Source organism: Nocardia sp. NBC_01730 (assembly GCF_035920445.1).
In the GTDB taxonomy this organism is placed as follows: Bacteria; Actinomycetota; Actinomycetes; order Mycobacteriales; family Mycobacteriaceae; genus Nocardia.
Genome location: NZ_CP109162.1, coordinates 2,473,607 through 2,485,220, shown reverse-complemented (window position 1 = coordinate 2,485,220; position 11,614 = coordinate 2,473,607). Strand labels below are relative to the sequence as shown.

The following is an 11,614-nucleotide window of genomic DNA, read 5'->3' as shown; positions in this document are numbered from 1 at the left end:
CCGAATGAGCACGCTTACGGCCGGATCAGTGGCGATTGCCGAGGACCTGGACACCGTGACCACGGTGGGCCACGAGGACGATCCGGCGGAGGCCGGACTCAGCCGCGGAGACCGCGAGACGCTGTGGGAGTCGGTGCGGGCGTGGTACCGGGTGGGCACGAGCCCGGCCATCCAGGTGTGTCTGCGGCGAAACGGCAAGATCGCGCTGAATCGGACCATCGGGCACGGTTGGGGCAACGCGCCGCACGATGGACCGACCGCGAAAAAAGTGCTCGCGACACCGGACACACCGTTCTGTGGCTTCTCGACGGCGAAGGGAGTGTCCGGCGCGCTCATGTTCATGCTCATCGAACAGGGCGCGTTCGGGCTGGATGACCCGGTGTGCGACTTCATCCCGGAATTCGCCGCGAACGGCAAGGCCGACATCACGATCGGCGACGTGCTCTCGCACTCCGCGGGGGTGCCCTTCGTCACGCCGCCGTACCGGGGGGTCGATCTAGTGCTCGACGAGGAGTTGGCCGTGCGCGGATTGGCCGATCTGGTCCCGAGTTGCAAGCCGGGCCGGTTCCGGGTCTACCACGCGCTGACCAGCGGTCTGATCGTGCGTCTTCTGGTGCAGCGGGCGACCGGAAAGCGGTTGCGGGAGCATCTGTCCGAACAGGTGCTGGAGCCGTTCGGGTTCCGGTGGACCACGTTCGGCGTGCCCCCCGAGGACCTCGACAAGGTCGTACCGAGCGTCAAGACCGGTCCCGCGCCCTCGCGGATGTCGACTTATGTGGCCAGCAAGGCGATCGGAGGACGGATGGACCGCGCATCCCGGTCGGCCACCCAGGCGTTCCTGACCGCCGAGCTGCCCTCTGGCAATTTGATCACCACCGCGTCCGAGCTGTCGCGCTTCTATGAAATCCTCACACGCGGCGGACCCGACGGCCGCAGGATCATCCGGCCGGAGACGTTGCGCGAGGCGGTGCGGCCCGCCCGCTGGCTGCCCGGCGTGGCCGGACGGGTCAGTCGCGCGGGTTTCGAGCTGGGCGGGCGGAGGTCGAAGTTCGGCCGCGACACCGCGGCGCACTTCGGCCGCAGCGGACTGACCACCCAGTACGGCTGGGCCGACCCGGCGCGGGGGTTGTCCGGTGCGATCCTCACCAGCGGCAAGGCCACGACCGACTCCAAGCGCCCATGGCAGCTGGTCGCGCAGATCTCCGACACTGTCGTCGCCGAGCGTCGGTGACCACCACATGAGCGTGACCTGCGCACGGACACCGTCGCTCGGACCTCACCAGGGCGCGTAGCGGGTGAGTCGGCCGCGCGCATGGTGATGCGCGCCCGACGGCAGTCGAAGCACACCCCGATGGCCGACCACCTCCAGCAGTGAGAAGACGTTAGCCATCCGAAAAATCTAGTCTGTTAACTCTGCTGTTGCCGAACAGTGGTGTTGTGCTAGCACGAGCAGAACAGACTGATCCGTCGGATCTGCGGCGGTGAAAGCGTTGGTGTTTGATGAGGGTTGACCACGAAGTGCCGGCGAGCGGGTACCGGCATGGAATGTTTCCAGACGAGCGTGGACGATACGGTGTGTTCGGAGGCAGATTCGTCCCTGAAGGTCTGATGGCCGCACTGCTGGATCTCGAACAGGACTATCAACTCGCGCAGGCGGATCCGAGCTTCGTGGCCGAGTACCACGAGTTGCTGCGCGACCGGGTCGGGCGGCCCACACTGTTGCATCAGGTGCGGCGGTTCGCCGAGTTGCTGAGAGTGCCGGGGGCGCGCGTCTATCTGAAACGTGAGGATATGACGCACACCGGCGCACACAAGATCAACAATGCGCTCGGACAGGCGCTGCTGGCCAAAAGGATGGGCAAGCGACGGATCGTCGCCGAGACCGGCGCAGGGCAGCACGGCGTCGCGGTGGCTACGGTGTGCGCGATGCTCGGCCTGACCTGCGTCGTCTACATGGGGACCGACGACATGCGCCGTCAGGCGTCCAACGTGGTGCGCATGAAACTGCTCGGCGCCGAGGTGCGCGCGGTGGACAGCGGTTCGCGGCGGCTCAAGGACGCGATCAGTGAGTCGGTGCGCGACTGGGTGGCGAACCTGGACACGACCCACTACCTGTTCGGCACCGCGGCAGGGCCCGCGCCGTACCCGAGGATCGTGCGCGATTTCCAGACGATGATCGGTGCGGAGACCCGCAACCAGATCGTCCGAGCCGAAGGCAGACTGCCCGACTACATCCTCGCCTGTGTGGGCGGCGGCAGCAACGCCATCGGGGTCTTCCATCCGTTCGCGGGTGATCCGGAGGTGCGATTGATCGGCGTCGAGGCGGCCGGACGAGGTGTCGAGACCGGCGATCACGCGGCGACCCTCTGCATGGGAAGCCCAGGTGAGATCGACGGCTCCTACAGCTATCTCCTGCAGGACGAGGACGGTCAGATCGCACGGACCCACAGCATCGCGGCGGGGTTGGACTATCCGGGCGTGGGTCCCGAACTCAGTCATCTGAAGGACAGCGGCCGGGTGACCTACCGCGCGGCCACCGACGCCGTCGCGCTGCGCGGAATGCAGGCGCTCAGCCACACCGAAGGCATCCTCGCCGCCCTCGAATCCGCTCACGCCGTCGGACATCTGCTGGAAATGGGTGACCGTGGTGAGATTCCCGCCGACTCGCTGATCGTGCTGTGCCTGTCCGGCCGCGGTGACAAGGATCTCGCCGTGTTGGCCGAGCGGCTCGGGGTGTCCTGAACGGTTGACGAGTCCGGTCCGGAAGAGTGCGCCGCGATTTCGGTTCCGCTGATTCGACGGGCCGCGACGCAGCGGGCTGCGCACCACGTATCACGCAGGCCATCTGCGGCCTCGGGAGCAGGACGCTATCGTCGATAGCGCCCCATGGCGCCGGGGGAGGGACCGCGCGCTGTACCTGCGCCGACGAGGATGAGTCCACTTGAAGTACGTGTCCCGCCTGATGCTGTTTCTGGCGATTCCCGCAGTGTTGTTCCTGCTTCCCTGGTGGACCTTGGTGGAAGCGCCCGCTCAGGGAGCCGGGCCGCTGTTCTGGATCGGTTCCGCGCTGTTCCTGCTCGGGTTCGTCTGCCTTCCTGCGGCGATGTTCCTCGGACACGGGCCCGCGCAGTCGGATGCCGCGTCCATCGTCGGCGACACGCTGCTGGGCGTGCTGTGGGTGGTGTTCACCTGGTCGGTGTTCGGGAACCTCGCGCGGATGGGGTTGGCTGTCGCGGGCGTCGACGATCCGGCTCGCTCCCGCGTCGTCGCGGTGGGCGTGCTCGCCGCCGCGACCGTCCTGGTGGTGTGGGGAGTGGTCGAGGCGCGTCGCGTGCCCCGGGTGCGCACGGTCGATGTCGTCATCCCGGGGCTCGGGCCTGCCCTGGACGGCCTGCGCATGGTGGTTGTCACCGACACCCACTTCGCCGCACTCGACCGGTTGCGCTGGTCGGAACGTGTGGTCGAAGTCGTGAACGCGCAGCGCCCCGATATCGCCTGCCACGCGGGTGATCTCGCGGATGGCTCGGTGGCGAAGCGGCACCCGCAGGTCGACCCGCTCGGCAAGGTCGAGGCCGAACTCGGCAGGTTCTACATCACTGGCAACCATGAGTATTTCGGCGACGCACAGGGCTGGATCGACCACATGGCGTCTCTCGGCTGGCAGCCGCTGCACAACCAGCACGAGACGGTGCGCCGCGGCGACGACCAGTTGGTGATCGCGGGCATCGACGACCCCACCGGCGTCGGCCTGACCGGTCATGGCCCCGACCTGCCCGCCGCACTCGCGGGTGCGGACCCGCACGCGCCGGTCGTCCTGCTCGCCCATCAACCCAAACAGATCACCGACGCCGCCGCGGCGGGCATAGCGCTGCAGATCTCCGGCCATACCCATGGCGGCCAGATCTGGCCTTTCCACTACCTGGTTCGCCTCGACCAGCCCGTCGTCGCGGGCCTGAGCCGCCACGGCGAACGTACCCAGCTGTACACCAGCCGCGGCACCGGCTTCTGGGGACCGCAACTGCGTGTCTTCGCCCCGAGTGAAATCACCGTTCTTGTCCTGCGTTCGGAGTCGGCGAGCAGCTGAGGGCGCGGTCGGACACGTGTCAGCGGGTACCGCGGGTGCTGTCGATCGGTCCGGTGGCATCGGCTGCGGATCCTGGCTCGCTCGAGTTGTCGGGCCGCCATGCCTCGGTGACCCCGGGCACCCCGTCTTGGACGACGTAGCTGGCGCGGGTGTGGATGGGTGCGCCGGGGCGGCGGATGTAGGGCACGACGCGGAAGTCGTTGCGCCACAGCTGATGGTCGAGCTCGACGCGTACGTACCCGCGCTGCGCGTTGAAGAACTCGAGATCCGGATTGGCGGCCAGCAGCAGACGCCCCTTGTCGTTGAGATCGGCTCCGTCGCCGTTGCTCGAGATCGACGTTCCCGTGAATTCCGCCGCCACGACGGGTGATTCGGGATCGACGTAGTCGCGGCGCAGGTGGGCGGCGTGGTTCTCGTGCCGGTCGCCGGTGATCACCACCAGGTTGCGGACCCCTCGGTCGGCGGCCGCTCCGAGCACGGTGTTGCGGTCGGCGACATAGCCGTCCCAGGAGTCGGTGGACACCCTGACGCCGGGGCCCGGGTCGCTGTCGTTCTGGCTCATGCCCACCTGGTTGCCGATGACCTGCCAGCGGGCTGGGGAGTGGGCGAGGCCGTCGATCAGCCAATCCCGTTGCCCTGCACCCAATATCGTGCGATCGGTGGCGAACCGGTCGGCGCAGTCGGGCCCGGCCGTCCCGCCACACGCCTGCTGAGTGCGATATTGCCGGGTATCGAGCATGGTGATCTCCGCGAGGTCGCCGAACCGGTAGCGGCGGTGCAAACGTACCGACGGCCCGGACGGCAGCTGCGCGATCCGCAGCGGCTGGTGTTCGTACATGGCTTGGAAGGCGGCGGCCCGGCGGCGGCGGAACAGGGCGCGAAAACGGGAGATATCGAACCCAGCGCCGGGCGCGTCACCCGCCCAGTTGTTGTCGACCTCGTGATCGTCCATGGTGACCAGCCACGGAAACGCGGCGTGCGCGGCGCGCAACGGTTGCTCGGCCTTGTAGAGCGCATAGCGCAGCCGGTAGCCGGGAAGATCGACGGCTTCGTCGCGAAAGTGTGGTCCCACCGTGATTCCCTCGCGGCCGTGTATCCAGGCGCGCTCGTAGATGTAGTCGCCCAGATGCACGACCAGGTCGAGGTCTTCCCTGGCCATGTGCTCGTAGGCGGTGTAATAGCCGGAGCTCCACGATTGGCACGAGGCGAACGCGAAACGTAGCCGGGCGAGGGGCTGTCCAGGCGGCGGAGCCGTGCGGGTCCGCCCGACCGGCGAGATCGCCGACCCGGCCCGAAACCGATAGAAGTACCAGTGATCCGGTGACAACCCCTGGACTTCCGGGTGCACACTGTGGCCGAGTGCGCGCGTCGCCACCGCGGTCCCCCGCGCCACCAGCTGCCGGAAATTCTCGTCCTGCGCGACCTCGTATTCGACGGTCACCGGATCCAACGACATGCCACCGAGCCCGTCCGGTGCCAACGGGTCCGGAGCCAGCCGCGTCCACAGCACCACACCGTCCGGCGTCGGATCGCCCGATGCCACCCCCAGCGCGAAAGGGTCCCCCGGCCACCGCGGCGCCGGGAACCGAGCGCTGCTCGCCGCCGCCGTCCCCACCAGCACCGCGGCCGATCCCGCGGCACCCACTCGTAACAACTGCCGACGACACAAAGCCATACATCAGCGTACGGGCTACGCCCGGTCGCGCGATGACAGACGAAACCGAACCCGGCTCAGAGCAAACCGCCGCGGCGGGCGTTGTCGAGGGCGTCGATCCGCGAGTTCGACCCAAGTTTGGCGTAGATGCCGCGCAAGTGAGTCTTCACGGTATTGACCGAAACGCCCAGTTCGGCGGCGATCTGCTGGGCCGTGCGGCCGGACGGGAGCCTCTTGAGCACGGTCATCTCGGTGTGTGTCAACGCCGGGTAGGTCGGCCGCCGCCGCGCGGCGGGATGGCGCCGGACGAGGTCGGCGAATCGCTCGTCTCGGCCGAACCGGCCGACATAGCGGTCCAGCAGTGGGATGGCGGTCGGCACGTCGAGGAACGGTCGCACGAGCCGCTGTGGCGCGGCGGCGCGCAACGCGTTGTCGAGCGCAGCGACGGCCTTCGACGGCGCACCGGAGTCATGCTGAGCCGTGGCGTACAACAGCCAGCCGGTGATCTCGCTGACCGGATGCAGGGCCGCCGCGCCGTCGAGCAGAGGTTCGAGGAGGGCACAGGTCGCCTTGGGCCGGTTGGCCGCGTAGGTCAGGGCGGCATCGGCGAGCTGGATATCGGGCAGGTTGCCGACGATGCCGCGAGAACGGTCGACCAACAGGTGTGCCGTTGCGGCCTCCTGCACGCGCAGCAGCGCCCACACCACAGGCGGAACCAGGCTGCCGGTCGTGTTCGGCAGCGTCTTCATCTCCAACACCAGCAGCAGATTCCGGCGCAGTGCGTCGACCGCCGCGCCTTGGTCGTCGGCCCGATCGATGGCGAGGAGATGGCCGATGACATTGCCGTGCCACCCGGCGACGGGACCGGTCGACCCGTCGTGATCGACACGGACCGCGAGTGCGGCGGCCACCTGCGCCGGATCGGGCTCGTCGCCGTGCAGGTAGGCGCCGTAGGCGGCGATGGTAGACGCCTGGACGGCATCGGTCGCTTCGAGCAGGCCGTGCTCGGCGGCGACGGCCAGCGCGCGGGCAGCGCGGTCGCGCATCGCGTCGACGCTGTCGACGGCGCTCGCCGCGAAAGCGAGCCGGGCGAGCGCGTGCAGCACCAGCCGGGGATGGCATATGTGTTCGGCCAGCGCGAGACTCGACTGCAGCAGCTCCTCGCCGCGCGCGATCTCGCCGCGGGCGATCAGCGCGGTGGCGAGTTGGATCGAGGTGTATGCGTCGAAATCCGGTTCGCCGATCGGCGCGACGGTGTGCGGGAGTTCGCCGACCACCGTGCCGCTGGTCACGGCGGCGTCGACCGCCGCGGCGAGCGCGAGTGCGTCCACCCGGTCCGTTGGCGCGAAGGACTTCTTGGTGGCCCGCCGTGCCGTTGCCGTGTCGAGACAGGGGATCGCGGCGGCGATGTTGCCGCGGACCAGCGCGTCGACGACCCGGACCAGCCACAGGAAAGGATCGTCGAGCAGTTCGGGTGCCGCACGGGCAACTGCGTCGAACAGTGCGTCACCCTCACCGTCGAGGACCATTGTCAGTGCGCACTCGGACAAGAATTCACCCAGGTGCCGCCGGTCGGGCCCGGCGAGCAGATGGGGGAGCGCGTCCCGCAGCAGGCCAGCGGATCGCAACCAGCGCGCCGACCGCACTTGCAGATCCGAGCGCAGTTCCGGCCCGAGCCGATCGGCCTGGGCAAGAAAATAAGCTCGCAGCATCGGGTGATAGGTGAACCACACCGCGTTGCCGCGCACGACGGAAACGATCGGGAAGCTGATCCGGTCGAGTTCGTAGAGGCAGTGCCCGGCGCCGCCGCCGACGAACTGGTCGGCGAGCTGCTCGGTGAACGAGACCGGGACGCTGGTGTAGGTGAGGAACTGGTGCAGCGTGGGCGACAGAGCGTCGACGAGTTCGCCGACCAGGAAGTCGGAGACCGCATGCGGTGGGCGCGCGAGGACGGTCAGCGCGGCCGCGTGGTCGTCCGGGTATGCCGCAAGGTGGATCGCGGCGATACGCACCAGTGCGGCCCATCCTCGGGTGAGGGCGACAAGCGTGTCCAGTTCCGCGTCGGTGAGTTCGCAGCCGTGGTCGCCGCACAGCGCGCGGACCTGATCGGGCGTGAAGGCCAGTTCGCTCGCGCCCCAGCGGGTCAGCCGCGAGGGCAGATCGAGGACATGCCAGCGGATCGGCGGAGCGAAACGGGCACACAGCACCGTCGTGAGACCGGGCGGCGCGTGGTGCAGGAAGTATTCGAGTCCGGCGAGTGCGAGCGGATCGCTGATCAGATGAGCGTCGTCGAGGACCAGCACCGTGGGCGAGGTCCGCGCGGTGAGGGCCTCGATCAGGTGAGCCGGGTCCGCCGTGACTGGACCGGGGCGGCGCGGCGGTGTGGTGATGCGGAGTCGCTTGCTCATAGCGGTCCACAGCGCGGCCGGGTCGCTGAGGTGTTCGGTGATGGTCAGCCACGCCACCTCGTGTTCGCACTCGGCGTGTGACGAACGCCGGGCGGCCCAATCTGTGAGAAGCACGGTCTTTCCGCTCCCCGCGGGTGCGCTGATGAGCAGCACACGACCATTGCATGTGTGTGCGACGGCGTCGATGTCAGCATAGATATCCGCCCGAGCAATCGGTGCGAACGGCAAGGACGGGATCTCCGACGCGATTCCGGCGCCAGCCGAGGATATGCTGCGTCGATCGGTGCCGTGCAGTGCAGTCACCGTGCCTCCCTCGGCCGTGTGCTGAAAGATCACTACCGCGCCTAGGTATCGAAATGTACCGCTCGCAGATCAGATCATTTGCGGTAGTTATCGAAATTTCACCCACACAGGGTGAGGTCGGATCGCCGATTTGCTGATCGGCGTCGTCGTGGTCGTTCTCGGTCACGCGGTCCGTGCTGGCTCCGGCGCGGGATGGTGCCGAGCGCAACGCCCGGCCTCGGTCGTCACCGCAGCGCAACCGACGCGTCGAGATGCCGGGTCGGTGCACCGTCGATCGGCCCGGATCGTGGAAGAGGAATTCCCGGCCGTACCGCCTCGCCACCATGTGGGCACGGGGCGCCGGTTCGGCGCCGAGTCATCCCGAACGGGTGAAGTGCCCGACCGCGCGCAGGGAGGAGATTCGAAAGACGTCCACTACTTCCCGAGAAAGGGGGCGATCGATGACGCACATGACCGAACCGCGCCAACATCCCGTGCGCCAGGGTTTCGCGGCGGGCACGTCCATCGCTGCCGCGATTCTGTTGCTGACCGTCGGTGTTTTGTCGATCTTCGAGGGCATCTCCGCCGTCGCAGCGGACGCCTTGCTCGTCGTTGGGCCGGATTATGCCTACAAGATGAACACCACCGGATGGGGCTGGATCCATATCGTGCTTGGCATCCTGCTCATCATCGCCGCGTTGGGGTTGATGACCGGCGCCACCTGGGCGCGGGTCGCGGCGATCTGCGTCGCGGCCTTGTCGATTCTCGGAAACTTCATGTGGCTGCCGTACTACCCGGCCTGGTCGATCCTGGTGATCGCGTTGAACGTCGTGGTGATCTGGGCCATTGCCACATGGAAGCCGGAGGCGATCTGACCGGCATCCGCTGACAACGTCGTGCACGGCGTCCCCCTTTCGCGCGGGTACCGGGCGGTGATCGCGGGCCCGGAGACCGCAGTGCGGCGCGGAGAACTGATTCCGTGCCGTCGGGCAGGCGTGGTCGAGTGAGTTGGCGGGGCTGGCAAACGATCTAAAGAGCATCGTCGACGATGAGCCGACGTGCCGCCCACGGTCCACATCTGGATGCGTTCCCGGCAAAAGCCTGCGCTGACCAGGGGTGATGTCCGCCATCGGATCTGAAAGGCCGCTGGCCTAGTCGAGTTCGGCGGTCGAGCAGCCACGCGCGAGCAAATCGATGGCGTCTGACACCCAGCCCAGTGGCGATCAGCACCGAATGTCTTGTGGCGCTTGCCGGAGTGCGGCAGGCGAGATCGGGTACGCGGAGGGTGGTCACCGCGGCCCGGTTGGCGTTTGGTGCGGGTGCAGGGTAGTGCGGAGATACCGCGGCGTGGCGATGGGAAGGGGTTTCTACTGTGGGTAACCACACCAAGCAGTCCGCCGTAATGGTGGTGATGATGCCCACGGATGTGGTGCGACCGGCCTCTGTGTTCGACGATTTCGCCGCCGTGGCAGGCACGTTGGTGTCGAAGGGCTTGTTCTTCGTGCTTGCTGCCGCGCTGATGCTGACGGGTGTGGTGAGTTTGGTGTTCGCACGCGACGTCGAGAACTGGCCACGGCTGCTCACCACCGCGACGACGATAGTCACGTTCGTCCTCGTCGCCCTGTTGCACAACACGCACAGTCGCGCCACCTATGCGATGCAGGTCAAACTCAACGCGCTCGCGGACGCGTTGTCGGTCGTGAAGGGCGAGCCGGGTACCGATTCCGCGCTGTGCTGTCGCGGTGAGGAGCGTTTCGACGAGCCGCAGTCGGTCGCGCGAACCATTCTCGCGACCACGCGGGCCACCACGGTCGAGGACTCCTGCTAGTTCTTTTCCGATGTCTGTAACAGTTCGCGGTCTCATGGCGAGAAACAGCTATCCTTGAACGACAAGTCAGCGCAAGCTTCTGTGACGGACACGATCTCGACTGTTGTTGTGCTGGTTGACCAGCGAGACGACTATGAACCTATTCCGCATGCGCGCGGATGCGCGCGACCCCAAGCGCTATCTCTGGGTCCTAGGATTGATTGCTCCGGCCTGCGCCCTGCTTCCCTCGCAGGCGGTGGCGCGAACAGGGCTGGAAGTGTTCTGGTGGATCGGGCCGTTCATCGTGCTGGTGCTGATCCCTATCCTGGACTGGGCGGTCGGGGAGGATGGCACCAATCCTCGCGATGAGGACTACGAGCTGTTGTCGAACGACCGTTACTACCGCTGGTGTACCTACCTGTTCCTGCCGATGCAGTTCGCCGGTCTGTTCATCGCCGGATACCTGTGGGCCGGTGGCGAGCTGAGCCTGTTGGACAAGCTCGGACTGGCCGTGACCCTGGGTTTCGTGTCCGGCATCGGCATCAACGCCGCCCACGAACTGGGGCATCGGTCCGAACACCTCGAACGGTGGCTGGCGAAGATTGCACTGGCGCAATCCGGGTACGGGCATTTCTTCGTCGAGCACAACCGTGGCCATCACGTGCGAGTCGCCACACCCGAAGATCCGGCCAGCGCCCGGTTCGGCGAGTCGCTGTGGGCATTCCTGCCGCGCAGCATGGCCGGCGGTTTTCGCTCGGCGATGGCCTTGGAACGTGAGCGTCTTGCCCGAAAGGGAAAACCCTGGTTCAGTAGCGGGAATCACATTTTGCATGCCTGGGCGATGAGCGCGGTGCTGTTCGGCACGCTCATCCTGATCTTCGGAGTCGGCATTGTCCCGTTTCTGGCGCTCCAGGCACTGATCGGTGCCGGGTTGCTGGAGACGGTGAACTACGTCGAGCATTACGGGCTGCTGCGCCCGCGCCGCCCGAATGGGCACTACGCACGGTGTTCGCCACGCGACAGCTGGAACAGCGACCGTCTGATCACGAATCTCTTTCTGTTCCACCTGCAGCGCCACAGTGACCATCACGCCAACCCAGGTCGCCGCTACCAAACCCTGCGCAGTTCCCAGCAGGCGCCGCAACTTCCGGCCGGCTACGCCACCATGGTCCTACTCGCCGCCGTGCCTCCGCTGTGGCGCGCGGTCATGGACCACCGCGTGCTGGCCCACTACGGAGGGGATATCACACTGGTGAACGCCAAACGGCGGACACGACGTCACCGCGTCACCGTGGGGTCCGCCGGGGCGGTCGCCACCTGGCGCCAACGCCCGGATCGGACAGGTGCCGGCAGTGCCGGGTCATGACGTCAGGCGAGAA

General features: G+C 67.2%; 8 protein-coding genes. 6 read left to right on the top strand and 2 right to left on the bottom strand.

The features are described 5' to 3' along the window. Nucleotides 1–4 precede the first annotated feature (4 nt). From OHB12_RS09405 to OHB12_RS09395, 3 genes are all read left to right on the top strand, one after another. Nucleotides 5–1,231, top strand: a complete 1,227-nt coding sequence (locus tag OHB12_RS09405) for a serine hydrolase (RefSeq protein WP_327118105.1) — start codon at nucleotides 5–7, stop codon at nucleotides 1,229–1,231. A gap of 344 nt (nucleotides 1,232–1,575) precedes the next feature. Beyond that, nucleotides 1,576–2,742: a tryptophan synthase subunit beta gene (gene trpB, locus OHB12_RS09400; RefSeq protein ID WP_442799999.1), complete on the top strand. Its 1,167-nt coding sequence runs from the start codon at nucleotides 1,576–1,578 to the stop codon at nucleotides 2,740–2,742. Between the two features lie 199 nt (nucleotides 2,743–2,941). Further along, a complete protein-coding gene (locus OHB12_RS09395) occupies nucleotides 2,942–4,084 on the top strand; it encodes a metallophosphoesterase (protein ID WP_442799998.1) in 1,143 nt (380 codons plus the stop codon). A gap of 19 nt (nucleotides 4,085–4,103) precedes the next feature. On the opposite strand, the gene OHB12_RS09390 is transcribed toward OHB12_RS09395, so the two are convergent. Both OHB12_RS09390 and OHB12_RS09385 read right to left on the bottom strand, forming a co-directional pair. Next, nucleotides 4,104–5,759 (bottom strand): alkaline phosphatase D family protein, encoded by a 1,656-nt coding sequence (locus tag OHB12_RS09390; protein WP_327118101.1) that lies wholly within the window; start codon nucleotides 5,757–5,759, stop codon nucleotides 4,104–4,106. Between the two features lie 56 nt (nucleotides 5,760–5,815). Continuing rightward, nucleotides 5,816–8,260 carry a helix-turn-helix transcriptional regulator gene (locus OHB12_RS09385; RefSeq protein ID WP_327118100.1) on the bottom strand — a complete coding sequence of 815 codons (2,445 nt, stop codon included), beginning with the start codon at nucleotides 8,258–8,260 and terminating at the stop codon, nucleotides 5,816–5,818. Between the two features lie 629 nt (nucleotides 8,261–8,889). Between OHB12_RS09385 and OHB12_RS09380 the strand changes: the two genes are divergently transcribed. From OHB12_RS09380 to OHB12_RS09370, 3 genes are all read left to right on the top strand, one after another. After that, on the top strand, nucleotides 8,890–9,303 hold the full coding sequence (locus OHB12_RS09380; protein WP_442799997.1) for a DUF7144 family membrane protein: 414 nt from the start codon (nucleotides 8,890–8,892) through the stop codon (nucleotides 9,301–9,303). A 497-nt stretch (nucleotides 9,304–9,800) separates the two neighbouring features. Next, nucleotides 9,801–10,256, top strand: a complete 456-nt coding sequence (locus OHB12_RS09375) for a low affinity iron permease family protein (protein ID WP_327118099.1) — start codon at nucleotides 9,801–9,803, stop codon at nucleotides 10,254–10,256. A 133-nt stretch (nucleotides 10,257–10,389) separates the two neighbouring features. Beyond that, nucleotides 10,390–11,601, top strand: coding sequence for an alkane 1-monooxygenase (locus tag OHB12_RS09370; RefSeq protein ID WP_327118097.1), 1,212 nt, complete (start codon nucleotides 10,390–10,392; stop codon nucleotides 11,599–11,601). Nucleotides 11,602–11,614: the final 13 nt, after the last annotated feature.

What these genes read in the sequence shown, in the direction of transcription:
- OHB12_RS09405 (WP_327118105.1), top strand. Translation starts at nt 5, where the DNA reads ATGAGCACGCTTACGGCCGGATCAGTGGCGATTGCCGAGGACCTGGAC.
- OHB12_RS09390 (WP_327118101.1), bottom strand. Translation starts at nt 5,759, where the DNA reads ATGGCTTTGTGTCGTCGGCAGTTGTTACGAGTGGGTGCCGCGGGATCG.
- OHB12_RS09380 (WP_442799997.1), top strand. Translation starts at nt 8,890, where the DNA reads ATGACGCACATGACCGAACCGCGCCAACATCCCGTGCGCCAGGGTTTC.
- OHB12_RS09370 (WP_327118097.1), top strand. Translation starts at nt 10,390, where the DNA reads ATGAACCTATTCCGCATGCGCGCGGATGCGCGCGACCCCAAGCGCTAT.